This window comes from Acidobacteriota bacterium (assembly GCA_016716905.1).
GTDB lineage: Bacteria > Acidobacteriota > Vicinamibacteria > Vicinamibacterales > SCN-69-37 > SYFT01.
This window is the reverse complement of record JADJUS010000003.1, coordinates 338,668-365,422: the sequence shown is the minus strand read 5'-3', so window position 1 is coordinate 365,422 and position 26,755 is coordinate 338,668. Positions and strand designations below refer to the sequence as shown.

Annotated in this window: 25 protein-coding genes; 8 read left to right on the top strand and 17 right to left on the bottom strand. The window is 65.1% G+C overall.

Going from position 1 to position 26,755, the window contains the following annotated elements; genetic code table 11:
- Nucleotides 1-12: 12 nt before the first annotated feature.
- The 7 genes from IPL75_01900 to IPL75_01870 form a co-directional block, all read right to left on the bottom strand.
- On the bottom strand, nucleotides 13-831 hold the full coding sequence (locus IPL75_01900) for a hypothetical protein (protein ID MBK9239021.1): 819 nt from the start codon (nucleotides 829-831) through the stop codon (nucleotides 13-15).
- Between the two features lie 387 nt (nucleotides 832-1,218).
- Nucleotides 1,219-2,277 carry a tRNA (adenosine(37)-N6)-threonylcarbamoyltransferase complex transferase subunit TsaD gene (gene tsaD, locus IPL75_01895; protein ID MBK9239020.1) on the bottom strand — a complete coding sequence of 353 codons (1,059 nt, stop codon included), beginning with the start codon at nucleotides 2,275-2,277 and terminating at the stop codon, nucleotides 1,219-1,221.
- Nucleotides 2,274-3,320 carry an S-methyl-5-thioribose-1-phosphate isomerase gene (mtnA, locus tag IPL75_01890; GenBank protein ID MBK9239019.1) on the bottom strand — a complete coding sequence of 349 codons (1,047 nt, stop codon included), beginning with the start codon at nucleotides 3,318-3,320 and terminating at the stop codon, nucleotides 2,274-2,276. Before mtnA ends, tsaD begins: the two co-directional genes overlap by 4 nt.
- A gap of 24 nt (nucleotides 3,321-3,344) precedes the next feature.
- Nucleotides 3,345-3,737, bottom strand: a complete 393-nt coding sequence (locus tag IPL75_01885; GenBank protein ID MBK9239018.1) for a cytidine deaminase — start codon at nucleotides 3,735-3,737, stop codon at nucleotides 3,345-3,347.
- On the bottom strand, nucleotides 3,724-4,542 hold the full coding sequence (locus IPL75_01880) for a purine-nucleoside phosphorylase (protein MBK9239017.1): 819 nt from the start codon (nucleotides 4,540-4,542) through the stop codon (nucleotides 3,724-3,726). The genes IPL75_01885 and IPL75_01880 overlap by 14 nt, the downstream gene beginning before the upstream one ends.
- Nucleotides 4,543-4,557: 15 nt before the next feature.
- Nucleotides 4,558-5,799: a hypothetical protein gene (locus tag IPL75_01875; GenBank protein MBK9239016.1), complete on the bottom strand. Its 1,242-nt coding sequence runs from the start codon at nucleotides 5,797-5,799 to the stop codon at nucleotides 4,558-4,560.
- Nucleotides 5,800-5,905: 106 nt separating this feature from the next.
- Nucleotides 5,906-7,240, bottom strand: coding sequence for a thymidine phosphorylase (locus IPL75_01870; protein MBK9239015.1), 1,335 nt, complete (start codon nucleotides 7,238-7,240; stop codon nucleotides 5,906-5,908).
- A 33-nt stretch (nucleotides 7,241-7,273) separates the two neighbouring features.
- On the opposite strand from IPL75_01870, the gene IPL75_01865 reads away from it, so the two are divergent.
- Both IPL75_01865 and IPL75_01860 read left to right on the top strand, forming a co-directional pair.
- Complete coding sequence (locus tag IPL75_01865; protein ID MBK9239014.1) at nucleotides 7,274-7,735, top strand: hypothetical protein; 462 nt, start codon at nucleotides 7,274-7,276, stop codon at nucleotides 7,733-7,735.
- A 23-nt stretch (nucleotides 7,736-7,758) separates the two neighbouring features.
- Nucleotides 7,759-9,411, top strand: a complete 1,653-nt coding sequence (locus IPL75_01860; GenBank protein ID MBK9239013.1) for an alkaline phosphatase family protein — start codon at nucleotides 7,759-7,761, stop codon at nucleotides 9,409-9,411.
- Nucleotides 9,412-9,641: 230 nt separating this feature from the next.
- Here the strand turns inward: IPL75_01860 and IPL75_01855 are convergent, their stop codons facing one another.
- Nucleotides 9,642-10,250 carry a GNAT family N-acetyltransferase gene (locus IPL75_01855; GenBank protein MBK9239012.1) on the bottom strand — a complete coding sequence of 203 codons (609 nt, stop codon included), beginning with the start codon at nucleotides 10,248-10,250 and terminating at the stop codon, nucleotides 9,642-9,644.
- 21 nt (nucleotides 10,251-10,271) lie between these two features.
- Between IPL75_01855 and IPL75_01850 the strand changes: the two genes are divergently transcribed.
- Together IPL75_01850 and IPL75_01845 are read left to right on the top strand one after the other, a co-directional pair.
- Nucleotides 10,272-10,505 carry a hypothetical protein gene (locus tag IPL75_01850; GenBank protein MBK9239011.1) on the top strand — a complete coding sequence of 78 codons (234 nt, stop codon included), beginning with the start codon at nucleotides 10,272-10,274 and terminating at the stop codon, nucleotides 10,503-10,505.
- A 53-nt stretch (nucleotides 10,506-10,558) separates the two neighbouring features.
- Nucleotides 10,559-10,819 (top strand): MGMT family protein, encoded by a 261-nt coding sequence (locus IPL75_01845; GenBank protein MBK9239010.1) that lies wholly within the window; start codon nucleotides 10,559-10,561, stop codon nucleotides 10,817-10,819.
- On the opposite strand, the gene IPL75_01840 is transcribed toward IPL75_01845, so the two are convergent.
- On the bottom strand, nucleotides 10,816-12,753 hold the full coding sequence (locus IPL75_01840; GenBank protein MBK9239009.1) for an acyltransferase: 1,938 nt from the start codon (nucleotides 12,751-12,753) through the stop codon (nucleotides 10,816-10,818). The two genes, IPL75_01845 and IPL75_01840, sit on opposite strands and share 4 nt — an antisense overlap.
- 149 nt (nucleotides 12,754-12,902) lie before the next feature.
- Here IPL75_01840 and IPL75_01835 point away from each other — a divergent pair, with 149 nt between their 5' ends.
- The 3 genes from IPL75_01835 to IPL75_01825 are packed head-to-tail and all read left to right on the top strand — an operon-like array spanning nucleotide 12,903 to nucleotide 15,411.
- Nucleotides 12,903-13,448, top strand: a complete 546-nt coding sequence (locus IPL75_01835) for an RNA polymerase sigma factor (protein ID MBK9239008.1) — start codon at nucleotides 12,903-12,905, stop codon at nucleotides 13,446-13,448.
- A complete protein-coding gene (locus IPL75_01830; GenBank protein MBK9239007.1) occupies nucleotides 13,445-14,200 on the top strand; it encodes a zf-HC2 domain-containing protein in 756 nt (251 codons plus the stop codon). The genes IPL75_01835 and IPL75_01830 overlap by 4 nt, the downstream gene beginning before the upstream one ends.
- A gap of 23 nt (nucleotides 14,201-14,223) precedes the next feature.
- Nucleotides 14,224-15,411 (top strand): DUF4097 family beta strand repeat protein, encoded by a 1,188-nt coding sequence (locus IPL75_01825; GenBank protein ID MBK9239006.1) that lies wholly within the window; start codon nucleotides 14,224-14,226, stop codon nucleotides 15,409-15,411.
- A 128-nt stretch (nucleotides 15,412-15,539) separates the two neighbouring features.
- Here the strand turns inward: IPL75_01825 and IPL75_01820 are convergent, their stop codons facing one another.
- The 8 genes from IPL75_01820 to IPL75_01785 are packed head-to-tail and all read right to left on the bottom strand — an operon-like array spanning nucleotide 15,540 to nucleotide 24,535.
- Nucleotides 15,540-15,971 (bottom strand): hypothetical protein, encoded by a 432-nt coding sequence (locus tag IPL75_01820; protein ID MBK9239005.1) that lies wholly within the window; start codon nucleotides 15,969-15,971, stop codon nucleotides 15,540-15,542.
- Between the two features lie 16 nt (nucleotides 15,972-15,987).
- On the bottom strand, nucleotides 15,988-17,691 hold the full coding sequence (locus IPL75_01815; GenBank protein MBK9239004.1) for an Rne/Rng family ribonuclease: 1,704 nt from the start codon (nucleotides 17,689-17,691) through the stop codon (nucleotides 15,988-15,990).
- 17 nt (nucleotides 17,692-17,708) lie between these two features.
- The gene (rodA, locus tag IPL75_01810; protein ID MBK9239003.1) at nucleotides 17,709-18,806 is read right to left on the bottom strand and encodes a rod shape-determining protein RodA; all 1,098 of its coding nucleotides are present in this window, start codon (nucleotides 18,804-18,806) and stop codon (nucleotides 17,709-17,711) included.
- A gap of 2 nt (nucleotides 18,807-18,808) precedes the next feature.
- Nucleotides 18,809-20,764 carry a penicillin-binding protein 2 gene (gene mrdA, locus IPL75_01805; GenBank protein ID MBK9239002.1) on the bottom strand — a complete coding sequence of 652 codons (1,956 nt, stop codon included), beginning with the start codon at nucleotides 20,762-20,764 and terminating at the stop codon, nucleotides 18,809-18,811.
- A gap of 4 nt (nucleotides 20,765-20,768) precedes the next feature.
- Entirely contained in the window at nucleotides 20,769-21,290 is a 522-nt protein-coding gene (gene mreD / locus IPL75_01800) for a rod shape-determining protein MreD (GenBank protein MBK9239001.1), read from the bottom strand.
- The gene (locus tag IPL75_01795; GenBank protein MBK9239000.1) at nucleotides 21,287-22,120 is read right to left on the bottom strand and encodes a rod shape-determining protein MreC; all 834 of its coding nucleotides are present in this window, start codon (nucleotides 22,118-22,120) and stop codon (nucleotides 21,287-21,289) included. The genes mreD and IPL75_01795 overlap by 4 nt, the downstream gene beginning before the upstream one ends.
- Nucleotides 22,121-22,124: 4 nt before the next feature.
- Complete coding sequence (locus tag IPL75_01790; protein MBK9238999.1) at nucleotides 22,125-23,135, bottom strand: rod shape-determining protein; 1,011 nt, start codon at nucleotides 23,133-23,135, stop codon at nucleotides 22,125-22,127.
- A gap of 11 nt (nucleotides 23,136-23,146) precedes the next feature.
- Entirely contained in the window at nucleotides 23,147-24,535 is a 1,389-nt protein-coding gene (locus IPL75_01785; protein MBK9238998.1) for a diguanylate cyclase, read from the bottom strand.
- Between the two features lie 235 nt (nucleotides 24,536-24,770).
- Here IPL75_01785 and IPL75_01780 point away from each other — a divergent pair, with 235 nt between their 5' ends.
- Nucleotides 24,771-26,693, top strand: coding sequence for a peptidyl-prolyl cis-trans isomerase (locus tag IPL75_01780; protein ID MBK9238997.1), 1,923 nt, complete (start codon nucleotides 24,771-24,773; stop codon nucleotides 26,691-26,693).
- The last annotated feature ends 62 nt before the right edge of the window (nucleotides 26,694-26,755 follow it).

The following is a 26,755-nucleotide window of genomic DNA, read 5'->3' as shown; positions in this document are numbered from 1 at the left end:
AGGTCAGGAAGTCTACTTGATGACCGACGTCGGCATCGGAATTTCCTTGAAGCCCGTCGGCAGGTCAAACACCGTGTCAGGCACGTCTTCCTCCGCCACGCGCGTCACGATCGTCTCCATTTCGTAGCCGGCGAGCATGCTCATCCGCATGACCTGGCGCACGGTGAATCCTTGGGTGTCTCCCATCAGCTTATCGAGACCCATGGCTGCCATCGGTCCCTGCGAAAGCGCCTTGGCCATGCCCTTGGTGTACTTGCCGTACACAGGGGCCTGCCACATGTCGCCCTCCATCCTGATTTCCTTCGGAATCATGGCCATGACCTCGGCAGGCAAGTTTTCGGCGCCAGGCGGCATCGGGATGGGCATGACCATGACCATGGTCACGCGTTCGGCCTTCAGGCCGGCCACGGTCGCAAACTCGCCGGTCTTCTTGGTGGTCACGTCGGGTTTCATCTGGGCCATCATGGCGGTCATCTCGGGGTTGGTTCCGGGGTCCGTCATCTTCCACCAGGTTTTCGCCGCGGCGTCGTACCCCACGGCCGTCCCATCGGCGCGCATCAGGACGACGGCGCCGGCAGGCATCCCCACAAACGACGCCGCGTAGTCGGTGCGCATCCGCCCGTCTTCGTGAATCGTGACGGTCATCTCCACGCCCTCTGCTCCGCCGTACATCTGCAGCAACATCGGGCCGACCATCGCGGCCATCATGTCGTTGCCGGCCGGCGCCCCCGCCACAGCCTTCGCGGTCATCTTGCTGGTGAACTTCAGCTCCGCGCTGAGCGGCGCCGACACCAGGGCCACAAACACACACGCAAACACATATCGACGCATCCCCCGCCCCCCCCCCACCCCCCCCCCGCCCCCCCCCCCCGCCCCCCCCCCCCGCCCCCCGGCCGGCCCCCCCCCCCCCCCCCCCCCGGCCCCCCCCCCCCCCCCCCCCCCCCCCCCGGCCCCCCCCCCCCCGGACCCCGGCGGCCCCCCCCCCCCCCCCCCCCCCGGGCCCCCCCGCCCGCCCCGGCCCCCGCCGCCCGGCGCCCCCCCCCCCGGCCCCCCCGGGGCCCCCGCCCCCCGCCCCCGCCCCCCGCCCGCCGCGCCCCCCCCCCCCCGGCGCCCCGCCCCCCGACCATCTCCTACTCTCCGAGCACTCGCATCACAATACAGGAACCTGCGGAACTGGGGAACTTAGGAACTGGGGAACTGGGGAATTGCCCAATTGGCTCATGGGCTCATTGCCAGGCCCGGGTCGGCGTTGAAGTCCAGCGACGAGACCGCGCCGCGCGAAATGCGCCTGAGCCCCGAGGCGGCGATCATCGCCGCGTTGTCCGTGGAAAGTGAGAGCGCGGGCACGTAGACGGGAATGCCTTCGGCCACGCCGCGCGCGGTGGCGTCGGCGCGCAGGCGGCTGTTCGCCGACACGCCGCCCGAAATGCCCACGCTCTTCGCGCCCATGGCCATGGCGGCCGCGAACGTGCGATCGATCAGCGTCTCAACCACCACGCGCTGAAAGCTTGCGCACACGTCCGCGATCTCCGCATCCGACAGCGGCCCGGACTTCAGCCGTTCCTGCAGCAAGCGAACGGTCGCGCTCTTGAGCCCGGAGAAGCTGAACTCGGTCATCCCCTCGAGGTGGGGCTTCGACCGCGAGGGCCCTGTGAACCGCGGGCGCGGCAGTGGAACGGCCTGATCGTTGCCCGTACGCGCCAGACGGTCCACCACGGGCCCGCCCGGATACCCAAGTCCCAGAAGCCGCGCCACCTTGTCGTACGCCTCACCCGCTGCGTCATCACGCGTGCGCCCAATCAGGCGATAGACGCCGCTCTCCCGCACCTCGTACAGCGATGTGTGACCGCCCGACACCACGAGCACCACGGCCGGCAACGGAATCTCCCCATGTTCGAGCCAGATGGACTCGATATGCCCCGACAGGTGATGCACCGGCACCACGGGCTTGCCGAGGGACACGGCCGCGGCTTTCGCAAACGACACACCCACCAGCAACGACCCCACCAGACCGGGCCCCTGGGTGACAGCGAACGCATCAACGTCCGGCCATCCGCACTGGGCGTCGGCGAGCGCGCGTTCCACCACACCGCAGATATCGCGCACGTGTTGTCGCGACGCCAACTCGGGCACCACACCGCCCCACTCGCGATGCACATCGGTCTGCGACGCGATGACGTTGGACCGCACACGCCACGGCCGTGCCGCATCGCCCGTGGTCTCCACCACGGCCGCCGCCGTCTCATCACACGACGTCTCGATGCCGAGAATTTTCATGTCGTCGTAAACAATGCGGGAAGGCTGGTGGCGTAGGGTGCGCGGGCGACGCCGCGCTCGGTGATGATCCCGGCCACCAGCTCGTTGGGGGTGACGTCGAACGCGGGGTTCCATACCGACGCGCCCTCCGGCGTCAGTTGAACCGGTCCAAGGTGAGTGATCTCGCGCGCGTCGCGTTGCTCAATCGGAATCCCGCTGCCGTCTGGCGTCGCCAGGTCAATCGTGGACAGCGGTGCCGCGACGTAAAACGGCACACCGTGCGCCTTTGCCATCATGGCCACGGTGTAGGTCCCGATCTTGTTGGCCACATCTCCATTCGCGGCAATCCGATCGGCGCCGACGACGATGAAGTCGAGGCCACCCTGGCGCATGAGCGGGCCCGCCATGCTCTCGGTGATCACGGTGGTGGCTATTCCATCGCGTACCAACTCCCAGGCCGTCAGCCTTGCGCCTTGCAGGAACGGCCGCGTCTCGTCGGCAAACACTGCGGCCACCTTCCCCTGCTCGGCCGCGGCGCGAATCACGCCCAGCGCGGTGCCGTAGCCGGCGGTCGCCAGTGCGCCGGCGTTGCAGTGCGTGAGGATGCGCGCGCCCATCGGCACCAGTGTCGCGCCGTGTGCCCCCATCGCGCGGCACGACGCCACGTCTTCATCGTGGATGGCGTGGGCTTCGCGCTCGAGTCGGTCCTTCAACTCGCCCACCGACCCGCCGGCCAGCACAGCCTCGCCGAACACCCGCTTCATCCGCTCGATGGCCCAGAACAAGTTCACCGCTGTCGGCCGTGTGGCCGCCATCAGGTCGCACGTCTGATTAAATTCAACGGCGAACTGGCGCGTGCCGGTGGACTTGCTCAGCCGCATCCCCAGCGCGATGCCCATGGCGGCGGCCACGCCAATGGCCGGCGCCCCACGAATGACCATGGTCGTGATCGCACGCGCCACATCCTTCGCATTCTTGCAGCGCACGTAAACTTCGCGGCCGGGCAGCTTTCGCTGATCGACCATCACGATGGAGTTGTCCTGCCACGCTACGGTCGGAAGCATTCGACCTGCATGATATCGCGGGCGTTACAGAAGCCGGCGGTCGAATGGCAGCGGAAACAATTCGGCGAGCGGCACGGTGGCCGTGACGGTGCTGAGGTTCGCCATCACCACGGGAATGTCGCCGCAGTACTCCCAGAGCAATTGCCGGCATGGGCCGCACGGCGGCGTGGGCGCCGCGGTATCGGCCACCACAACGATCCGCACAAACGCTCGATGCCCATCGGACAGCGCCTTGAGCAACGCCACCCGCTCCGCGCACATCGTCAAACCGTAGGTCGAGTTTTCGATGTTGCAACCGCCGACTACGCTTCCGTCGGCGGTTTCGATGGCAGCGCCAACACGAAACCCGGAGTACGGAGCGATGGCGTGTTCGCGCGCCTCACGCGCGGCCGCCACCAGAGCGTCAGAGGCGGCCAATGATGCCCTTCAACAGGGCGATGAAACCGCCCTTCACGCGTTGCGCGGTTTCCATCACTTCGTCGTGCACCAGCGCCTGGGGCAGTACGCCGGCCGCCATGTTCGTGATGCAGGAGATGCCAAGGACTTCCATCCCCATGTGGCGAGCGACGATCGACTCTGGTACCGTGGACATACCCACGGCATCGGCCCCGAGCACTCGGAAGGCTCGAATCTCGGCCGGGGTTTCGTAGCTCGGACCGTGGACGCCGACGTACACGCCGTGCTCAAGGGGTAGTCCCTGGTCACGGGCCACTTCGGTGGCCAAACTCCGAAGTCTGGCGGAGTAGATCTCGGACATGTCGGGAAACCGCACGCCGAACCGATCGTCGTTGGGGCCAATGAGCGGATTGGACCCCATGAAGTTCACATGGTCGTCTATCAGCATCAGGGCGCCGGATGAAAACCGCTGATTGATACCTCCGGCGGCGTTGGTCACGATGAGCGTCTTCACACCGAGCCGGCCCAGCACGCGCGTGGCGAATGTGACCACGCCCATGGGATGGCCCTCATAGAAATGCGAGCGCCCGGCGAGGGCCAGTACGCGCCGCCCGCCCACACCGCCCGCCACGAGCCGGCCGGCATGCCCCACCACTCGCGAAACCGGCCAGTTTGGAATCTGGCGGTATGCGACAGCCGTGGGATTGTCCAGAGTGTCAGCGAAATCTCCTAGACCGGAGCCGAGGACCACGGCGATCTCGGGCACCGGAACCAGCGCCTGGCGCAAAAACCCGGCAGCCTGCTCGATCAAATCAAAGTCTGACATTGCGGTTCCCGGCTATCACATCAACATCGACGCGATGGCCGCATTGATCATGGTGGCCAGGAAACCACCAAGCAGCGCACGTCCACCCAGTCGCGCCAGGTCGCCGCGCCGGGTCGGCGCCATGGCGCCAATGCCGCCGAGCAGAATCCCGATCGACGCGAAATTTGCGAACCCCGTCAACGCGTAGGTGGCCAGCACATAGCCTTCGGGGCTCAGCACATTGCGGTAGACCGTGGTCAGCTTCACGTACGCCACAAACTCGTTGGCCACGAGCTTGGTGCCCAGCAGGTCCGCCACGCCAGGCACGTCACCCATGGGCACACCCATGAGAATGGCCGCCGGCGCAAACACCTTGGCGAACACCATCGCCAGCGTCAGGCCCGGCCACGCGGCACCGAGCATGTAGTCGAACATGGCGATAAACGACAGGAACGCGATCAACATGGCGGCGACGTTGATGGCCAGCTGCGTGCCGTCGGACGCGCCCGCAGCCGCGGCATCGACTGCGTTCACGTGCAGGCGCTCCACTGCGGTGTTGGCGTTGCCCAGCGTCTCGGGCACCTCGGTCTCGGGCAGCAGAATCTTGGCCAGATACAACCCACACGGCGCAGCCATGACACTGGTCGTCAAGATCGCCACCGGGTCGGCGCCCAGCGTGATGTAGACCGCCATGACTCCACCCGAGATGGTCGCCATGCCGCCGATCATCATCGCGAGCAACTCAGACTGCGTCATTCGCGGCACGTACGGCTTCACGATGATGGGCGCTTCGGTCTGGCCCATGAAGACATTGGCCGCCGCCGACAGCGTCTCGGCGCCACTGGTGCGCATGAGATACATCATCCCGCGCGCCATCACGCGCACGATGAATTGCAGAACGCCGAAGTAATACAACACCGTGAAAAACGACGACACGAAGATGATCGTCGGCAATGCGGTAAACGCGAACACAAACCCGTTTGGCAACACACGGCCCAGCGCCTCGCCGTTCGCCAGGTCACCGAACACAAACTGCGATCCGGCGTTCGTAAAATCCAGGAAGCGTTTGACGACACCGGAGATTGCCGCGAACAAGTCGTACCCGGGCCGCCACCCGTTGATGTTGAGTTTCAGGATGAACAGCGCCATCAGCCACTGCAAGGCGATTCCCCAACCGACCGTGCGCCAACTCACCGCGCGCAGGTTGGTGGAACACGCGGCGATGATCAAGATAAACACCACGATCCCTATCCCCCCGCGCACCGTCGTCGACAGCATGTTGGCCATGAGCACGACGGCCACGCTGAGGGCCAACGCGACGCCGGCCACCATCAGACGAAGGGAACGATCGGAAGACACTGACTGGGATGAGGTCATAGGCGTTTCAGACTTTCGCGGTCCTGATGTCGATAGTCTCAATCACGAGCGGGCGAGGTGCTGGCGCAGTGTCTCCGACCTCGATGGCCAGACGCAAGTGCTCAAGGGCCGCTTCCAGGCGCCCACTGTCGCGGTAACACACGCGCAGGAGCGGTTCTCCGCGGCTGACGGTGTCGCCCTCGGCCGCCAGCAGGTCAATGCCGACACCCGGATCGACCACTGCCTCCACGTGATCGCGTCCCGCGCCCAGCACGACTGCCGCGCGTCCCACACGACCCGCATCGATCCGGGTGATGACACCCGTCCTGGGCGACACCACCAACGACTCGCGATCCGCCACGGGCAGGAGCGACGGGTCATCGATCACACGGGGGTCGCCACCCTGAGCCGCAATGACCTGACGGAATTTCTCAAGGCCGCGGCCACTGCCCAACGCGTCGCGAACAAGAGGTTCAGCCCCGTCCTCGTCTGCCAATCCGGCGAGCACCACCATGCGGGCGGCCAGCGTCACCGACAGATCTTCAAGGTCCTTCGGACCGTCACCTTTCAGGGTCTGGATGGCTTCCTGCACTTCGCTGGCATTGCCGACGCGCCGGCCCAGCGGCGTATCCATCCGGGTCAGTAACGCCTGCGTCCGCAAGCCGCTGCGCTCGGCGATACCGACGAGCCAGCGCGACAGTTCACGCGCGTCGTCCAGATTTTCCATGAATCCGCCGGACCCGACTTTGACATCGAGTACCAGCCCGCCAATCCCCTCAGTCACCTTCTTGCTCAGAATGGACGCGGCGATGAGCGGGATGCTTTCCACCGTACCGGTCGCATCGCGCAACGCATACATCCGTCGATCGGCTGGCGCGACTTCGGCCGTCTGGCGGATAAGCACACACCCGTTGGCCGCCAGGGCCTTACGCAGCTTTGCCACAGACAAATCCGTGCGGAAACCAGGAATGGCGTCAAGTTTGTCGAGTGTGCCGCCGGTGTGCCCCAGTCCCCGGCCAGACATCATCGGCACAAGACAGCCGCAGGCGGCCGCCAGTGGCGCAAGGATGAGCGAGGTCTTGTCGCCCACGCCGCCCGTGGAGTGTTTGTCCACCGCCATCAACCCGTTCTCAGGCCTGAGTAAATCAGACAGGTCCAGGCGGGTGCCCGAATCCACCATGGCCTGAGTGAGCGATGTCGCCTCGTCAAGGCTCATCCCCTTCAGGAAGATGGCCATGAGCAATGCGGTGACTTGATAGTCGGGCCAGGTGCCGTCGGTGACGCCGCTGACAAAGGCGTCGATGGCCTCTCGACTCAGAGGGTGGCCGTCGCGTTTGGTGCGAATGATGTCGAGCGCGCGCATCACACGCCAGTATATTGCCAGTATATTAAAACCGTGACCGAGACTGCGCGTGTCCTGCTGACCGCCGGCATCCTGTCAGCGGTGGGGCTTGCGGCCTTTGCCTGGAAACTGACGCGCGCCGGTCGTTCATCACACGAGTACCTGATCGATCAGCTGAAGCTGTCACAGTGGGCTGCGCTGCTGCTGGCGGCCGTAGGTGCAACCGGTATCGGCATGGCGGTGGCGTCCGCCGCAGCGCCAGGCGCTCTCGTGGAAGCGACCGCCGGCATTCTGGCCATGGCCGCAGCGGTTCTGGTGCTTCGCCTCGAACCACGCGACGCGCTCCTCGGGGCTGGACTGCTGTTCCTGGCGCACGCCTTTTTTGCGTGGGCCCATCGTCCCGCCATGCTCACGGCGGAATTCGTGCCGCAGTGGTTTACACTCGGCCTCACGTTATACGACGTTCACATCGGGGCCCTATGCTTGCTGGCAAGACGCGCGGGGACTCCTGATTGACGCGCGGGCCACTTGTGAACCCCATGACGATACTCCGCCCCCTGACTGCTTTTGTGTTGGCCATCGGCGGCGTCGGCGCGATGACCGACGCGCAGACGCCGCAGGCACCACCCGCTCCGCCGCGACTCGTCGTGATGCTCGTTGTGGATCAGATGCGCGCCGACTACATTTCGCTCTACGGCCACCAATGGACCAAGGGCCTTCGGCGACTGCTGGATACAGGCGCGGTGTTCCCACTCGCCGCGTATCCCTATGCCTACACGGTGACCTGCCCGGGACACGCCACCATTTCCACCGGCACGTTTCCCAACACGCACGGGATGATCGGCAACGAATGGTACGACCGCGAATTGGGCAAGTCGGTGGTCTGCACGGACGATGCCTCGCAGACGTCCGTGCCCTTCGGCGGACGGTCTGTCGTTGAACATCACAGCGTCGCGCGGCTCAACGCGCTCACATTTACTGATGAACTTCGGATCCACGCTGTGCGCCAACCGACGGTGGTTGCGGTCTCTCTGAAGGCCCGATCGGCAATCACGATGGCCGGCACGCCATCGTCGACGACGTACGCGGTCTGGGAAGCAGGCAACGGGACGTGGACCACATCGACCGCGTACACTTCAACGCCCTGGCCGGTGGTCGACGCGTTTGCGACGAAGCATCCGATCTCGGAGGACTACGGCCACGCGTGGACGCGAGCGCTGCCTCCGGCGTCGTACCTGTTCAGCGATAGCGGCGTCGCCGAAATCGCCCCGGCCGAGTTCCCGCACAAGCTCGAGAGCAAGACCGGCAAGCCCGACTCTGATTACGGCGTCTTGTGGCGCCGGTCGCCTCTGGCCGACCGCTATGTGGGGCGCTTGAGCCAGCACCTGGCTCGCGAACTCAAGCTCGGTCAATCGGCGGGCACCGATGTGCTGGCCGTCAGTTTCTCGGCGCTCGACATTGTCGGGCACGAGTATGGGCCGCACAGTCACGAAGTGCAGGACGTGCTGGTGCGCCTTGACGAAACGCTGGGGGAACTGCTCGACACGCTCGATACGCTCGTGGGGCGTGACCGGTACGTGCTCGGCATGAGTTCCGATCACGGCGTGGCGCAGATCCCTGAGCAGGATCAGAACGTGGTGCCTGGCAGCGGTCGCCACTCCTCCACTGCCCTGCGCAATGCGATCAGTGCGGCCATCGAAACCCATGTCGGACCAGGCGGACCATGGACGGCAGGATCAACAGTGACGAGCCGGCTGGGGCCGAATGTGTACCTGGCGCCCGGAGTGCTCGCGCGTGTGCTCTCGACTGCCGGCGCGCGCGAAGCCATCAACACGTCCCTCGTCGCCATCGAGGGCGTCGCGCGGATCTACTGGGCCGACGAACTGGGCTCCTTGGTGGCGACCGATGATCCCATCCTGCGCGCGGCCAGGCTGAGCTATATGCCGGGACGCAGCGGCGACATGATGCTGATCTTCGATCCGCAGTGGATGGCGCAGTCCACCGGCACCACTCACGGCACGCCGTACCTGTTCGACCAGCGAGTCCCGCTCATCTTCGCGGGCGCCGGCATCAAACCAGGGCGCTACCTCGCCTCCGCGACGCCTGCGGACCTCGCGCCGACGCTCGCCCACTTGGTCGGCCTGACTATGGGACAGGCCACTGGGCGTGTGCTCGTCGAAGCGCTACGCTAGGGGCTTCGCCAGGCGCTTCGCGTATTACGCTCGCTCGTAATGGCGAAATGCCACAAATGTCCGAAATGGCGAAGTGCGGACAAACCAATGCAGGAAAGAATGTGGGAATGTCCAAGGCGCACAATGAACGAATGACCTTGGAGCAGCAGATTCAACCATTAGTCACCAAGGACATTCGAACATTCTTCCCTGCAATGGTTGTCCGCATTGGTTTGTCCGACATTTCGCCATTACGCGCGGCGCCGCACCATACCCCACGTCTCAAGCCCGGCGCCGAACGTCTGGTGCGCAATGGCCGCAAAACCAAAATGGCGGTACAACGAAACGTTCCTTTCGCGCTCGGTGGTCAGCGATACGCCTGCTGAACCGGGATCGGCGTCACACATGCCGGCGACCGCGTCCAGCAACGGCCGCGCCAGCCCCCGGCCGGCGTGCGACGGACGGACGCCGATCATGTTCAAGTGGTGATGCGGCCCCAGCGCCGTAAAGAACTGTGACGTGGCCTGGGCGTAGGCCTCGTATCGCTGCTGGGCCGCCGTGCCCAGATCGTGCCACGCGCGTTCGGTCAGGATCGCGACGTCAGCCGGCGGTTCCGGCTCCACGGGGAGCGTGAGAATCGCCGCGCCGACCAGCCGCCCATCGTCGGTCACGCCCAGCATCGGCCCCCCGCGTCGCACCCGGCGTGTCACAAACAACGCGATCAACCGGCGCACCCGCGCCGGCACATCGCCGTCGGGCCCAACCACCCATCGCATGACCGGATAGTCGTGGAAGGCGTCGCTGAACACGTCAATCACGGCGTCGACGTCGGATGGAAAAAGCGGAGCTGCGGTGATCATGGCAATGGCAAAATGTCACAAATGTCCGAAATGGCGAAGTGCGGACAAATCAATGCAGGAAAGAATGTGGGAATGTCCAAGGCGCACAATGAACGAATGATCTTGGATCAGCAGATTCAACCATTGACCACCGAGGACATTCGGACATTCTTCCCTGCAATGGTTGTCCGCATTGGCTTGTCCGACATTTCGCCATTTCGGACATTTGTGACATTTCGCCATTACGAACGAAGCGCAATGGGCGAGGCGCAATGAAGCGCCCGACGCCATCGGCGTTCACGCGTAGAGTATTGCACGTGCTGCGCCGCGTGCCCCCTGGCTGCGTCGTCACCTACGGTGACGTCGCACGCCTCGCCGGCCGCGTCGGCGCGGCGCGCGCCGTCGGCCAGATCATGGCGCGCGCCGAGGAGCCCGGACTGCCCTACCATCGGGTGATTGCGGCGGGTGGACGGGTGGGCGGATTCGGCGGCAATCCGCAGATGAAGGCCAGCCTGCTGGCCGCCGAGGGCCACGTGATTCGCCGAGGCCGGATCGCGAACTTCGCCGCGCGCCGCTGGGACGGGTCTTAGCGCAGCACCTGGTCCAGGAACGTCGCGCGCTCGATGACGAACCACGGCCGCATGTGGCCACGATCGGCGTGGGTGGGTTCCCCACCCGGGCCCACCACAGCACAGGTGTCACCATCGCAGACCCAGGGCACCGGGTCCAGGATGACCGCGCCCGCCGACCCGGCAGCTTCTGACAAACGCGCAAGGACGGGGCCCACCTGCGCCCTCCATGCCCCGACGGGCACCGGAGCGTCGAGGCGTTTGCCTGTCAGCCTCGAGACGAGAAAACGCGGATCAAACGCCGGGTCTGTGGGGCTCGTCAGCAGCACAAAGACCTGCTTCCCCGCCGCGCGAAGCGATCGCACCATGTCCGCAAACGCGGCAAATACCTCGCGCTCAGTTTCGCTCCCTGGCTGAATCAACGGCCGGACTGCGGCCTCGCCCAGGCGGCCGGTGTCGAAGTACGACTCCCAGAATCCGCCAAACACCACGGTCTGCACATCGGGCTGCGCGGCAGCGCTGAGTGCCGCATCAAGGAAGTCGCCACACAATCGGCCCCGCGATTCACGATGGCGTAGCGGGGCGCATCCTCCTCGGGTAAAGAAGCGCACCGTTGGCGTGTCGAGTGGTGCGGCTTTCACCAGGTAGTCAACGCGGGGCCAGTACTGTTCGAGGTACGAGTCCCCGATGAAAATCACCGCGCGATCGCGGCCGCCGTTCACTTCCGCGCCCACGAACCCGGCCCGCTTCCTGAAGTTCGCCGTAAATGTGTACGACCAGTCCGACGTCGCTTTGATCAGCGTCGGCGCCGACACCATCAGTGTGGTCAACCGGCTGCGGACGCGTCCTTCTGCCACCGCGTCGCCAACGGCTGCCACGGCCACCAGAGCCGCAGCGAGCGCAACCGGGACGGTCCATCCGCGTGCGGTTCGCACGCGCAACTCCACGAGGCGGTAGGTCAGATACGCGAGCACCACCGACACCACCACCAGCAGAAGCGTGCCGGGCCAGAAGCGGCTGTCCATCCAGACAGCCCGGCCGAAGACCAGCAGCGGCCAGTGCCAGAGGTACAGCGGATAACTGATGAGACCGAGCCACACCATCGGACGCGCAGACAACCCCCACCGATTGACGGCGGCTTGCGGCCCCGCCGCAATCACCAGTGCCGCGCCCAGCGTCGGCAGCCACGCCCACCAGCCGGGAAACGTCGAATACCCGTCGAGCGACACACATGCGAACAGGATCAGCGCCAGGCCCGCCAAGGCGGCCACTTGCGCGGCCATCGGCTTCATGGCTCGCTGCCCTCCGGTCACGAAGACCAGCAGGGCCCCCACCAGCAGCTCCCACAATCGGCTGAACGGCAGGAAATACGCGTCAGCCGGCGTGTTGTAGACCCAGGCCAGATTCAGGACAAACGACCCGGCCAGAAGCACGACAATCGCCACCAAGGGCCGCCGAAACCAGCGCACGATGGCGGCGAACAGGATCGGCCAGGCCAGATAAAACTGTTCCTCAACACCAAGCGACCACAGGTGCAGCAACGGTGTGCGCCCGCCCAGCGCTGTGAAATAGCCGCCGGGCTCTCCGGCGGCCGCGATATTGGCGTGAAACAGCGCGCCCGCAAACGTCATGCGACCGAGAGATTCCCATTCGTCCACCAGCCAGAAGGCGTAACCCGCCGCGAGGCACGCCACCAGCACCACGAGTAACGCAGGCAGGATTCGGCGAAGCCGGCGGACATAGAAGTCCGTCAGTGAGAAGGTCCGCTGCTCGACGGCGCGGAGGATGATTCCTGAAATGAGGAAGCCGGAGATGACAAAAAACACGTCAACCCCGACAAAGCCCCCCGGCGCCATCCAGGGGAACGCGTGGAAGACGACCACCGCCGCCACCGCCAGCGCGCGCAGGCCGTCCACCTCAGGCCGGTACGCATGGGACCCGCGGGTTGCATCCAAACCGTTCGATTATTCCACGGCGTCTGACTGGACACTGTCCAGAGATGAACCGGAGGCCGGTTCCTGCCGTCTTCTCTAGCGCAAAGCAACGTCGCAGCCACATGTCCTCGTCAAACCCCCTGAAGACTCCCGCGCCGGCGCATTCCGACATGGCGCTTGCCCAACGGTGTGCGAGCGGCGATCCGGGAAGCTTCGAGGAGCTCTACCGCGTCTACTCGCCGCGGTTGTTCGGGTTGGCGTGCCGGATGGTGGGCCGAACCGAAGCCGAAGACCTGCTGCAGGAGATCTTCCTCAGCTCCTACCGGAAGATTCGGTTGTACAAGGGCGAGTCGGCCCTCGGCACGTGGTTGTTCAGGCTGGCCACCAACCTGTGCCTGGACCACTTGCGCAGCCGGGCCAACCGGTCGGCGCAAGTGACCGACTCGATTGACGCAGACGACGCGCAGCCCCGTGAAGGCGGACTGGGGCCCATCCTCGGCGTGATCGACCGAATCGATCTGGAACGCGCGCTGCTGGAGTTGCCGCAAGGCTGTCGAGAGGTGTTCGTCTTGTACGATGTGGAAGGGTTTGAACACCGGGAGGTGGGGGCGATGCTCGGTATTTCGGAAGGCACGTCGAAGTCGCAGTTGCACAAGGCGCGTATGCGCCTGCGCAGTGTGCTGGCACGGCGTACTCAGGATGGGGCGCGACGATGAACACCTGCACCCAACTGCGGCCCCGGCTGAGCGACTACCTCGACCGGCACCTCGATGAAGCCGGCACGCGCGAAATGCGCGCGCATCTGGCGTCGTGCGCCGACTGCCGGCACCTGGCCGACGATCTCGTCCGGGTGCGCGGCGCCGCGCAGAGTCTGGGCCCCATCACACCACCGGCGCACCTCTGGCTCGAAATCGCCGGCCGTGTCAGGCAGGACGGCGGAACGCCGATCGCCACCGCAGTAACACCAGCGCCACCCGTGGTCGCGCGGCGCGCTGACACCTGGCAGTGGCTCGGTCTGGCGGCAGCGCTTCTGCTCACCACACTCGCGGTGTATTCGCTGGCCACCCCCGAGTCGTCACCGGCGGTGGTCGCCGACGCTGCCGGCAACGCCACCGAAGTTCCCACCGTCGAAACGGTGGAAGAGACAATGCGGCGTGCCGAGGCGGAATATGAAAAGGCCATCGCTCAGCTCGAGCAGGTCGTCAAGAGTGGAGACGCCACAGTCTCGGCCGCGTCGGTCAGCACACTGCAGCGCAGCCTCTCCACGATTGACTCGGCCATCGCCGAAAGTCGCGCGGCATTGACCAGCAGTCCAGACAGCCAGCCCGCCCGCACCAGCCTGTTCGAAGCGCTGCGGAACAAGGTCACGCTGTTGCAGCACACCGTGGTGCTGATGAATGAAATGCGGAAGGGCGATGCCACCGGCGCCGCCCAGGCCGTCGCCGGGTTCGGCGGCAAGCCGTCGTAGACGAAAGAGACTCCATGTTGAAAATGACATCACACACATTGGCTGCGGTAATTCTCGTCGGCCTGACGGCGACCCCGGCGCTTGCGCAGGAAGTGGTCGTCAAAATGAAGGTGGACACCAAAGTCATCCAGGACACCGTGCAGGACGTGGTGCGCGACATCCGTGATTCGGTCCGTTCGGCGATGGGCCCGGACTTCCGCCAGGAATTGCGGCACGCCGCCCGGGACATTGCCGAGGCGTTCGGCGATCTCGGCAATTTCACCTGGGATGCAGACACCTGGGGCCAGGGTCAGTCCCAGCGCTTTCGGGCGACGCAAACCGACCGCGAGACGCGGCGGTTCAACATCGGCGCCACCGGGCAACTTGACCTCGAGACACTCTCGGGCGACGTCACGGTGCGGCGCGGCTCAGGACGCGAGCTCGTCGTCGAAATCGTCCGCGAATCGCGTGGCGCCACGGAGGCGGCCGCTCGCACCGGCCTGGCAGAAGTGAAGGCCGTGTCCGAAGAGCGCGGTGGACGCGTCACCATCAAGACGGTGTATCCCAACCAGCGCCGGGGGACGCAGCAGCACTCCGTCAGCGTCAGCTACGTGGTCTCAGCGCCCGCGGGCACCAGGATCGCCACCCACTCACTCTCGGGTGACGTCTCAATCGAGGGCATCGACGGCGAACTCTCGGTGAATACCATGAGCGGCGACGTGGTCATCACGGACGCGGCTCGCCTGACGTCCGCGAAAACCCTTTCAGGCGATCTCACACTCACCAACGTGGCAGCTGAAGGCCTGCTCGAAGCCTCCACCATGAGTGGAGAAATCGTGGCGGCCGGGGTCAAGGCCCGACGGGTGGACCTCGGCGCGGTCGCCGGCGGCGTGAGCGCACGCAACGTCCAGGCTGAAGAAGTGAAGCTCGGGTCGATGTCCGATGATGTCGTGTTCGAAGGTTCGCTGACGCCGCGGGGACGCTACGAATTCACGTCGCACTCCGGCGATGTGAGCATCACGCTCGTCGGCCAGACCGGGTTTTCATTTGACGCGTCCACCTTCTCGGGCAGCGTCCGCAGCGACGTGGCTCTTCAGGGCAGCCGCACTGCCGCGCGCGGCGTCGGTGCGCGCAGGAGCGACACACGCAGCCTCAACGGCACGTTTGGCGATGGCTCTGCGGTGATTGAAGCGCGCAGCTTCAGCGGAAGCGTCGTTGTCACCAGAAAATAAGTGCTAGGTGTGCTGTGCTAGGTGCTGCAGTGCTGGGTGCTGGGTGCTAGGTGCTGGGTGCTGCTGTGCTGAGCACACGAGCACTGAGCACTGAGCACGTCAGCACTGAGCACCCAGCACGGTAGGATCTAGCTGCCGACGAGCAGGTGAATCAGGTAGTGGCTGCCGCCACGGTTCGTCCAGACGCGCAGATATTCCCCACCCTTGAGCAGGTCCACGCGTGAGGTGTTGGCGCCCGGCGCCCGGCCCTTGATGACGGTCTTCGCTTCAGCCGAAGGCACTACGCTCGCCAGCTCACGGCCCTTGACCTGACCGCCCTGGAGGAACTCCACCCAGGTGGCATGGTCCGGCCCCTGGCCCACAACGGGCGTCACGGGGTCTGCGGAGCGGCGAAGTGAATACGTTCCTGCGGGCAAGGCCTTGCCGTCGGCCATCACCGCGCGGCTCAGCCGCACACTGCCGAGTGCCGGTGACGGGGTTTGCGCCTGCAATACGCCGAACTGCCCGACAGCTATCGCGCCAGCCAGTACCAATCCAATCGCGTTGCGTGTCATCGTCATGGGTCCCAATATTAGCCTACATCGCCATCAAGTCGAACTGCTCGTGATGGAGCTGATCGTCCGGACGGACGGTCACGGGACGGCCCACAGCCGCCTCCAGTTCCTTGAAGACGCCCCGGCCCTCTTCGCGCAGAGCCCGGGCCACTTCTGGGTTCACGCGCAGGACGAGGCTATACCCGTCGAGATCGGCGCTCACCTTCTTCACTTCGGTCAGGATGTCGTAACAGATGGTCGGGCTGGCCTTGATAGCACCCGTTCCTGAACAGTAGGGACACGGCTCGGTCAGCAGGCGTTCGAGGCTGCTCTTCACGCGCTTGCGCGTGATGATGACCAGACCGAAGTCACTGACCTGCACCGCCTTGGACGGCGCGCGGTCGCGGCGCAGTTCCTGCTCGATCGCCTGGAAGACCTTCTGGCGGTTCTTCTTGTCTTCCATGTCGATGAAGTCGAGCACGATGATGCCACCGAGATCGCGCAGACGCATCTGCCGCACAATCTCCTTGGCCGCCTCGAGGTTGGTCTTGACGATGGTGTCTTCCAGGCGGCTGCCGGCGGTTTTCTTGCCCACATACCGGCCGGTGTTCACGTCGATGGCCACCAGCGCCTCGGTCTGGTTGACGACGATGTAGCCGCCGGACTTGAGCCAGACCTTGCTGCGGAGCGCCTTGTCGATTTCGCCCTGCACGCCGTACTCGTCGAAGATGGGATAGTCCTTCGAGTACTTCTTCACGCGCGCGGCCATGTTCGGCATGATGCGGCCGACCAGCGTCACCACCCGCTGATACTCGGTTTCGTCGTCGATGCGGATGGCCGTGAACTGCTCGGTCAGAAAATCGCGAAGCAACTTGGCGACGAGGCTTTCCTCGCGATACAGCACCGCCGGCGGACGCTGCGTCTCGCGACGGCGTTGCACCTCGGTCCACACCGTCTGGAAGTACTGCAAGTCGCTGAGGATGTCTTCCTCGGGGCGGTTGACCGCCGCCGTCCGGATGATGACGCCGCCAGGAAGGCCGGTGTCTTCCTTGAACTTCTGCACGATGGCTCGCACACGACGCCGTTCGTCGCGCGACTCAATTTTTCGCGACACGCCGATGTGGTTCACCGTGGGCATGTAGACGAGGAAGCGGCCCGGCAGCGAGATGTGCGACGTGATGCGCGCGCCCTTGGTGCCCAGCGGTTCCTTGACGACCTGGACGACCACTTCCTGGCCTTCCTTCAGCAGGTCTTCGATCCTGGCTGTGGACGGCGTGCGATCGCGATCGCGGCCGCGGCGCGCGTCTTTGCTTGGAGCGGCCTGTCCGGCCCCGTTTGTCCCCGCCTGGCCGGCCTGTGCCGGTATGGCGGCGCTCTTCTGAGCGTCTGGCGCTCCCGCATCGGGTGCTGGCTCCGCGCCCGCCTCGTCGCCGTTGGTCGGGCCTTCCGCGAAGAGCGCTTCGGGGTCTGGCACCGGGGCCACCGGCTGGTCTTCGTCTTCCTCGAGACTCTCTTCGGTCGGGTCGATGACATCGGTGACGTAGAGAAACGCGTCACGCTCGAGTCCAAGGTCCACAAAAGCCGACTGCATGCCGGGCAACACCTTGGAGACGCGGCCTTTGTAGATATTGCCGACCACGCCCCGCGACTGTTCCCGTTCAATGAATACTTCGACGACCTGATCGTCCTCGAGAATCGCCACGCGTGTTTCGTGGGTCGTCGAGGAGACCACCATCTCCTTGTTCATGTGTGACCGTCATCCGTTCAATTCGTGAAACGCCTCATCCGCACGTTGAGAATGAGGCCAAAACCGGCGAGCGTCGCCACGAGCGACGACCCGCCATAACTCATCAGCGGCAAAGTCAGCCCCTTCACGGGCACCAACCCGGCCTGCATAGTGATGTTGTACACCACTTGGCACAAAAACCAGGACACCAGCCCCACCACCAAAAAGGCCCCCACCCGGTCCCGGGCCAGCCTGGCGGCTTCGAGGCTGCGCCAGATCACAAAGAGGTACAGGCCCAGCACGGTAATCACGCCCACAAAGCCCTGTTCCTCGGCCAGCACGGCGAACACAAAATCGTTGTGACCCTCGGGCAGGAACCGATAGGCCCCCTGGGTCCCCTGTTTGAACCCCTTCCCCAGCATGCCGCCGGATCCCACCGTGACGCGGGCCTGAATCTGCTGGTATCCCTTGCCCTTCTCGTCTTTGTAGGGGTCCAGGAAGGTCCTCACGCGATCCTTCTGGTAGTCCTGGAGGCCGTACGCCCACACCACGGGTGACAGCATGGCCGCCACAACGACGGCACCAACAACCCATCGCATACGCAACCCGGCCACGTAGGCGATTCCGAAGTAGACCGGCAGCAACATCGACGCCGTGCCCAGGTCCGGCTGCAGGAAGATGAGGATGAATGCCGGCGCCAGGACCAGTGCGCCGACCATCAGTTCGCCCATCGACCGCGCGCCGCGGCGCGCATCGCCGTAGACCATCGCCAGAATCAAGGCGAGCGCGAGGCGTGCAAATTCAGAGGGCTGCAGGGACCCGACGCCGAGACTCATCCACCGCCGGGACCCTTTCGCTTCGACGCCGAAGACCATCACGGCTACGAGCGCCAGAATCATGGCCACATAGAAGAACGGCGAGCGTTGCGCCAGGGTCCGGTAATCCACCAACACGCAGGCGATCAGTGCGACCAGTCCCACCGGTACCGCGTAGGCCTGCCGCCAGAACTCGCCGCCTGGCGCACCTGTGGCGAGGTTCCAGGTGACGCTGTAGATCGTGGCGAGGCCGACGCAGGTCAGCGCCATCACGGCCAGCAACAACGGCCAATCGAGGTGCTGCCACAGACGGCGCTCCACGACTATCGCCCTCCGCCCTGCGCGGGCGCGCCCGCGATGACCGGCCCGACCACGCTCTTCACCGGAGCCGCCGGCGATTGATAGACCGGCAGCGGCCGGCCTTCCTTCTTGGCGAAGTACGTCTCCATCACGTGTTTCGCGATGGGCGCCGACAGATAGCCGTGTTCGGAGTGTTCCGTAAAGACCACGCCGGCCACTTCGGGTTTGTCGCGCGGCGCGAAGAACACGAACCACCCGTGGTCGTCGAAGACCGCGGGGTTGCGGCCCGCGGCCCGGGCCGCTGCTTTGGCGGCGGATTTGTTGTCGTTGGAAATCACCTGCGCGGTTCCCGTCTTGCCGGACACGTCCTTGCCGTCGATCTTGCCGCGTCTGGTCGCCGTGCCCATCGGCGTGTTGACGGCCATCCAGAGTCCCTCGCGCACGGCCGCCAGATGGTCTGGCGCCATCACGAACGTGGATCGCGGGTTCGGCGGCGGTACCGGCTCCCAGCCCTTGCCCTGACCGCGGTCGACCGCCTTCACCAGATGAGGCGTCTGCAGCGTACCGCCGTTGCCCACCGTCGCCATCATCATCGCCATGGCCATGGGTGACACGGTGACCGCGCCCTGACCAATCGCGACCGAGATGGTTTCGCCCGGGTACCAGCGGCCGTCCGATCGGGTGCGGGCGGCCCACTCGGTGCTGGGCATGAAGCTCGCGTTCTCCTGCGGCAGGTCGATTCCGGTCTTGCCGACCAGCCCGAGCTTCGCCGCCCACTTGTTGATCGTGTCGATGTTCATCCGCTCGCCGAGGGTGTAGAAGAACACGTTGCACGACTGTTCCAGCGCATGGCGCAACGTCATGGCACCATGGCCTTTGGTGTTCCAGCACTTGAACGACCGGCCGTAGAACACGCCGCTGCCCCGGCACCCGATCACGGAATCGGGCGTGATGATGCCCTCTTCCAGCGCCGCGATCGCCATCACGATTTTGAACGTAGACCCCGGCATGTAGAGGCCCTGAATGAGGCGGTTGCCCAGCGGTCTTAACGGGTCGGCGTTCAACGCCTGCCAGACCGAACTGCTGATCCCGGCCGCGAAGTCGTTCGGGTCGTAGGCCGGCAGACTGGTGAGCGCCAGCACTTCCCCGGTGGCGGGATCGATAAAGGCCGCGGCACCGTTGTATCCGTCGGCCCGGAACGCCTCTTCGAGCGCGCGCTGCATGTCGGCATCGATGGTCAACTGCACGCGTTGTCCATCCACCGGCTCCTGACGCTGCAACTCCTCGACCTCGCGACCGCGGCTGTCGACGTTGACGAAGCGATTGCCGTCGGTGCCCATCAGCAGGGTGTTGTAGACCTGCTCCACGCCGGCCTGGCCGACGATCGCTCCCTGGCTCAACCCTGCGAATTCGGCCCTGAGCAGTTGCGACGGTTGGACCTCGCCCACATAACCGAACAGGTGCGCGGCCAGACCACCCTCGGGATACGTGCGTGTCGGTACCTGCTCAACCACCACCTCGGGCAGTTCAAGTTGTTGCGCGACCACGGCCGCCACTTGCGCGTCAGTCGCATGTTCGATCACAGCGATCGGCCGGAAGATCGGATCACTTTTCCGGCGCTGAAGAATCGCCAGCATGTGGGCTTCGTCCGCATGGGTGATGGCGGCAAGACGGCGAATACTGGCCAGCACGTCAGGGGCCTGTTCCCGTACGATGGCGATGCGGAACGACCGGCGACTCTGCACGAGGACTTCGCCGTGCCGGTCGAACAACACGCCGCGCGGCGCGAGCAACGGCAACGTGCGCGTGTGATTGCGCTCGGCCCGTTCGCGGTGTTCGGCATACTGCAGCACCTGCAGGACCCAGAACGCCACCGCAAGAAACACGAAGAGCACAAGGCTGATGGCGCGCAGGCCAATCAGCCGGCTTTCGGTGCTCTGTCGATCGCCGAATGCGCCGCTCGCGCCAGGACTCACCATCGTGTTACCACCTGCGCCGGCTCAGCGGCGAGCGGCGCCCTTCTCGCGTGTGCCGGACCGCCCCGGGCAGCATCTGCGCCAGGTGAAACGCGGCCAGGCCGGCCGCCGCATTGAGTCCGGTCTCCATCAGCATAGCGGCCCAGGCCACGCCCTTCCAATCCTGATCGGCAATCGCCCACAACGCGACCACAATCAGCCGATGCACCACCGTTGCCGCCGCCACCGCCGCGGCGCGCGCCAGAGGCCGGGCCACCAGGAACTGCAGGCCCAGCAGGCCCACACCAAAACCCACCACCGTCTTGGCAAACCCGCCGACACCAATCACATCTTCGCTCAGCGCGTCCTGCATCAGTCCGCCGAGGGTGCCAATCCACATTCCGGAGACGGGCCCCCACAACAAGGCGCCATAGACCACGGCCACCAGCACAAAATCGAACACCCACCGGCCCCCGACCGCGAACCGGGCCAGCGCCATCTGCAGCGTCAACGCCACCAGTACGGTCAGAAGAACGCGCCCGAACTTCACGAGCCCCCTTCCGCACGCGCCGGACGAGTCAACATCACCAGCACCATCGAGATATTCGAAAAATCCACGGCCGGTCGTACGGCGATTTCGCTGTAGACGCCACTGCCTTTGACGACACGTTCGATCGTGCCGATCACAAACCCTCTGGGGAAAATGCCGTCAAGTCCTGAGGTCAGCACCCGCTCACCGACCCGCACGTCTTTGAGCAGGTCCACGTAGGCCATCTCCAGCGGCGGATCGCCCGCTCCGCCTTTGACGGGCCCAACCGCTTCCGACATCTCCGTGACGCCGCCGACGCCCGCGTTGTGGCCGATGAGCAGTTGCACCTGCGCGGCGTGTGCCGTGGGGCGGTTGATCACCCGGCCGATCACACCCGCATGCCCGAGCACCGCCATGTTGGGTTCCACGCCATCCGCGCTGCCCCGGTCGATGGTGATCACGAAGGCGCCCGGCGCGGGATCGCCGGCGATGACGCGCGCGGCGAGCGTCTGGGCCACCAGGCTCTGCTGCAGGTTCAGCAACTGCTCCAGCGCACGCGTCTGACTGACGATGGCCGCCTGCGTCTGCACTTGCCCTTCAAGCGACAACACTTTTTTTTGCAGCGCGTCGTTGTCGGCGACGACTCCCTGCAGGGCGACGTAGTTGGACCAGCCCGATCGAATCGTGTCGGAGCCACCGGCGATGACGCGCTGGATGGCCGCGAACACGCCGAAGGCGCCCGCCTGGAACAACGGCACGCCACTGCGCGCCTGCATCTGCACTGACATCAGCAGCAGATGGGCGAAGCTCAGCACCAGGAACAGGAGAAGGGTGCGGCGCGTGCTGCCCAACAGATCAATCCAGCGAAATTTTTCTCAGGAGTTCGAAGTTCGACAGCATCTTGCCGGCGCCGAGCACAACCGTGGACAGCGGATCTTCAGCCATCGCCACAGGCAACCCGGTCTCTTCACGCAAGCGCCGATCGAGGTTCTTCAACAGGGCGCCGCCGCCGGTGACCACGATGCCGCGATCGACGATGTCGGCCGAGAGTTCGGGCGGCGTCCGTTCAAGGGCCACGCGCACGGCGTCCACAATCACATTGATCGTTTCGGCCAGCGCTTCGCGCACTTCCTCGTCGGTGATGGTGATGGTCTTGGGCACGCCCTCAATCAGGTGGCGCCCCTTGATCTCCATCGTGATGCGCTCTTCGAGCGGGAAGGCCGACCCCAGCTGCATCTTGATCTGTTCGGCGGTGCGCTCGCCAATGAGGAGGTTGTACGACTTCTTGATGTACTGGATGATCGCTTCGTCCATCTCATTCCCGGCCACGCGGATGGCCTTCGAATAGACGATGCCCGCCAGCGAAATCACGGCGATGTCGGTGGTGCCGCCGCCAATATCCACCACCATGTTGCCCGACGCCTCTTCGATCGGCATCCCGGCGCCGATGGCCGCCGCCATCGCTTCTTCAACCAGATACACCTCGCTGGCCTTCGCGCGATACGCGCTGTCCTTGACCGCGCGTTTTTCCACCTGTGTGATTTCCGACGGCACCCCGATGACAATGCGCGGCCGCACCCACATTGTGCGGTTGTGCGCCTTCTTGATGAAGTGCGCCAGCATCTTTTCGGTGACTTCGAAGTCGGCGATGACGCCGTCCTTCATGGGTTTGATGGCGACGATGTTGCCGGGCGTGCGCCCGAGCATTTCCTTTGCCTCGCGCCCCACGGCTTCAATACGCCCCGAGATCTTGTTAATGGCCACGATGGACGGCTCGTTGACCACGATGCCCCTGCCGCGCGCGTAGACGCACGTGTTCGCCGTGCCAAGGTCAATAGCAAGATCGCTGGAAAACAGCGAAAACAGCGACCGTAAATTCAACGAATTTCTCCCTCTTCACTATCGTCGATCATCATGGGCGGCACGGGCAATTCCACCCGGTCCACCGCCACCTGCACGCCATCGCGGCCTGCTTCCTTCACCCGGTACATCGCCGCATCCGCCGCGTGCAACAACCCATCGGCGTTCTCGGCCACGGTGGGCAACGTCGCCACGCCGATCGACACCGTCAGCCGGCTGCCGTTGCCACGATCCGCCAGAAACACATACCGCGCGACATGCTCCCGAAGGCGCGTCGCCACACCGAGCGCGCCCTCGTCGTCTGTCTCCGGCAACACGATGGCGAACTCATCGCCGCCGAATCGCGCCACCACATCCGTCTCCCTGGCCGCGCCGCGAATCACCGCCGCCGCTTCCACCAGGGCCCGGCTGCCCAGCACATGTCCGTGGGCGTCGTTGATCTTCTTGAACCCGTCCAGGTCCACAAAAATCATCGACAACGCGCGGCCGCTTCGCACAGCCCGTTTGACTTCCTTCCGCAGCACGTCGTGCAGGTACCGCGAATTAAACAACTGCGTCAGGTCGTCCGTGACCGACAAGGCCTCGGCCCTCACAACCCGGAGGGCATGCCCAAGTGCGTACGCGGCCGGCTGCACCAGCCGTGACAATGCCACCTTCACGGCAACCGGCCAGACCGGCTCCCGCCGTGCTCGGCCGTGATCAAACCCGACCAACACACCGACGATGGCGCCGTTGGCCATCAGCGGAAACCCCACGGCCGCCGCCTCCACGGCCTCACCTATGCGCCGGTCACCGGCCACGCGCGCCGTCGCGAACGGTTCGCCACTCTGCACGACGAGGTCCGCGATCGCCTCGGCCGGCGCCTTGAGCGTTCGCTCCACCTCGCGGCCCGCAAGCCAATGCACCTGCCCGTCGGCCTCCACCGCCACCACCGACCATGTGGCCATCGGCAGCCACGTGGCCACACGCGCCACCAGTGCAGAAGCCACCGCATGCGGCGCCGTGGACTCGTTCACCGCGGCCAGCAGGTCGCTGAGCACTTCGGCACGTTCGGCCAGTCGCCGCAAACTCGTGGCTGCCCGCTCAAGTCGATCCGCCAGGTCCACCGCGCCGGGAAGGCCCAACGCCCGTTCGACTTCCGGCCACCTGAGCGGCACCGTCAGGTGGTGCAAAAAGCCGAGCGATCGCGACAAGTCACCCAGGTGCTTGTCGGTGGTCGCCGAATACGACGCCGTGGGCGCCCGCTCGAGCAACGACGACACTCGACGCCGATCGAGCCCGGCATCGGCCGTAATTTCCCACAAGATCCCCGTGGCAGACCGGGGCGGTACGGCCGAAGCCGTCTGCCGTGTGATGACCAGCGATACCCGGCGTGTACGCCGCAACGGGGCCACGTGTCGTTCCACGCTCTCCCCTTTTGCGGCACGGTGAAACACGGCCAGTGTCACCGCGTTTGGAGGGGGGGGCGTTCGGCGTGTGGAAGGTGCCCGCAGTCGTCGTCCCGGCATGGTATCGCGTTGTCGAATGTTACCATGCCAATCTCCTGATTTTTCTATCACTTCGGGCGATCGCCCCCCCTGCCGTGGCATAATGCAAACTTTGCGCGGGGTCGTCCCGCGCACGCTTGGAGACAGTTCCGTCATGACAATGCTCGACCGGATGCGGCGCCATAAGGCCTGGCTGAAATGGAGCCTTGGCTTGGTGGTCGTCACTTTTGTTCTTCTCTACGTGCCCAGCTTCCTCGGCCCCGTGGCGGGCGTGGGCACGAACCCGAACGACGCCATCGTCACCGTGGAAGGCCGGCCGCTGACGGTGGGCACCTACCAGCGGCTGTATCAGCAGCAGTTGATGAGCGTGCGGCAGAGCTACGGCGGCCAGATTACCGAAGAGATGATTCGGCAGTTGCAGATCCCGCAGAGCGTGGTGCAGCGGATGGTGGATGAAGAAGCCATCGTCGCCACGGCGGAGCGTCTGGGAATGACGGTCAGTGATGCTGAATTGAAGGAACGCATCGTCCGCATGCCCGGGTTCCAGGAAAACGGCGTGTTCATCGGGGACGTGCGGTATAAGCAAGTCCTGGCGTTTCAGCGGCCGCCCATCCGCGCGGCGGATTTCGAAGAGCAGATGCGCAAGGGATTGCTGTCGGAGAAGCTGCAGGCGGCGGTCACGTCGTGGGTGCATGTGACGGATGCCGAGGCTGAGAGCGAATTCCGGCGGCAGAACGAAAAAGTGAAACTGGAGATGGCGGTCTTCACGGCCGGCAATTTCAGCGCCGGGATCACCCCAACCGACGCCCAGATCGCCGCGCATTTTGCCGGCAACCAGGAGACGTACCGGACGCCTGAAAAACGCCGCGTCCGTTATCTCCTGATCGACGCCGAGGCCCTGCGTGCCACCCGCGTGGTGACACCAGCCGAAGTGGAGACCCGTTACCGCGACAATCTCGCGCAGTTCACGACGCCCGAACAGGTGCGGGCGAGCCACATCCTGTTCAAGACCGGCGAAGGCAAGGACGAGGCGAAGCAGAAGGCCGCCGCCGATGCGATGCTGGTGAGAGCCAAGGCCGGCGAGGACTTTGCCGCGTTGGCGAAGCAGTATTCAGAAGACGGGTCAGCCCCCATGGGCGGCGACCTGAACTTCTTCGCGCGCGAGGGCATGGTCAAGCCGTTCTCGGACGCGGCGTTTGCGATGCAGCCGGGACAGATCAGCGACGTGGTGAAGTCGGAGTTCGGCTTCCACATCATCAAGACCACAGAGCGCCGTGCGGCGGGCACACAGCAGCTGGCCGAAGTGCGGGCTCAACTCGAAGATCAGATGAAGTTCGAAAAGGCGCAGGCCGAAGCGCAGACCATCGCCGACGCGGCCGCGAAGGAAATTGACGACCCGAGCGACCTGGACCGCGTGGCGGCGGCGCGCAAACTCACGGTTTCCGACTCTGGACTGTTCTCGCGTGAGGAGCCGCTGGCCGGACTCGGTTATGCCCCGGCCGTGGCATCGGCGGCGTTCACGATGGAACTGAACAAGGTCAGCGGGCAGTTGCGGACGAGCCAGGGTATCGCGTTCATCACGATGACCGAGATCAAGCCCCCGGCCATCCCGACGCTTGACGAAGTGAAGACCAAGGTGCGCGAGGACGTCATTCGCGTCAGCGCAGTGGCGCTCGCGGCAACCAAGGCGGCGGCCATGGCCCAGGCGTCGGCGCGCGGGTCATTCGCGGCGGCGGCAAAGGCGGCCGGTGTGGAAGTCAAGACCACCGAACTCATCACGCGCGGCACGGCCTACCCGGAGGTGGGCATGAACACGGCCGTTGACAACGCGGTGTTTGCCCTGGCCAAGGGTGCCACGTCGGGCACCATCCAGACCGACTCGGCGGTGGTCGTCGCGCGCGTCGTTGACCGCACGGACGTCACGCCGGAAGCCCTCGCCGCAGGCAAGCCGCAGTCATCCGATCAACTGCTGCAGCAGCGCCGCCAGGACTTCTTCGCGGCCTACATGACCAAGGCGAAGCAGAAGATGCGCATCACCTTCAACGAGGCCGCTCTCAGGACCATCTTCGGTAGTTAGGGGAACTGGCGGAACTGACGGAACTGACGGAACTGCAATCCCGCCAGTTCAGCCAGTTCAGT

Bases quoted from the DNA above. Each gene is read 5' to 3' on its own strand.
- tsaD (MBK9239020.1), bottom strand. From the start codon at position 2,277: ATGAAAATTCTCGGCATCGAGACGTCGTGTGATGAGACGGCGGCGGCC.
- IPL75_01855 (MBK9239012.1), bottom strand. From the start codon at position 10,250: ATGATCACCGCAGCTCCGCTTTTTCCATCCGACGTCGACGCCGTGATT.
- IPL75_01860 (MBK9239013.1), top strand. From the start codon at position 7,759: ATGACGATACTCCGCCCCCTGACTGCTTTTGTGTTGGCCATCGGCGGC.
- mtnA (MBK9239019.1), bottom strand. From the start codon at position 3,320: ATGCTTCCGACCGTAGCGTGGCAGGACAACTCCATCGTGATGGTCGAT.
- IPL75_01825 (MBK9239006.1), top strand. From the start codon at position 14,224: ATGACATCACACACATTGGCTGCGGTAATTCTCGTCGGCCTGACGGCG.
- IPL75_01850 (MBK9239011.1), top strand. From the start codon at position 10,272: ATGTCCGAAATGGCGAAGTGCGGACAAATCAATGCAGGAAAGAATGTG.
- IPL75_01835 (MBK9239008.1), top strand. From the start codon at position 12,903: ATGGCGCTTGCCCAACGGTGTGCGAGCGGCGATCCGGGAAGCTTCGAG.
- mrdA (MBK9239002.1), bottom strand. From the start codon at position 20,764: ATGGTGAGTCCTGGCGCGAGCGGCGCATTCGGCGATCGACAGAGCACC.
- IPL75_01880 (MBK9239017.1), bottom strand. From the start codon at position 4,542: ATGTCAGACTTTGATTTGATCGAGCAGGCTGCCGGGTTTTTGCGCCAG.
- IPL75_01815 (MBK9239004.1), bottom strand. From the start codon at position 17,691: ATGAACAAGGAGATGGTGGTCTCCTCGACGACCCACGAAACACGCGTG.
- IPL75_01875 (MBK9239016.1), bottom strand. From the start codon at position 5,799: ATGCTGTCGACGACGGTGCGCGGGGGGATAGGGATCGTGGTGTTTATC.
- IPL75_01830 (MBK9239007.1), top strand. From the start codon at position 13,445: ATGAACACCTGCACCCAACTGCGGCCCCGGCTGAGCGACTACCTCGAC.
- IPL75_01870 (MBK9239015.1), bottom strand. From the start codon at position 7,240: ATGCGCGCGCTCGACATCATTCGCACCAAACGCGACGGCCACCCTCTG.
- IPL75_01820 (MBK9239005.1), bottom strand. From the start codon at position 15,971: ATGACGATGACACGCAACGCGATTGGATTGGTACTGGCTGGCGCGATA.
- IPL75_01780 (MBK9238997.1), top strand. From the start codon at position 24,771: ATGACAATGCTCGACCGGATGCGGCGCCATAAGGCCTGGCTGAAATGG.
- IPL75_01900 (MBK9239021.1), bottom strand. From the start codon at position 831: ATGCGTCGATATGTGTTTGCGTGTGTGTTTGTGGCCCTGGTGTCGGCG.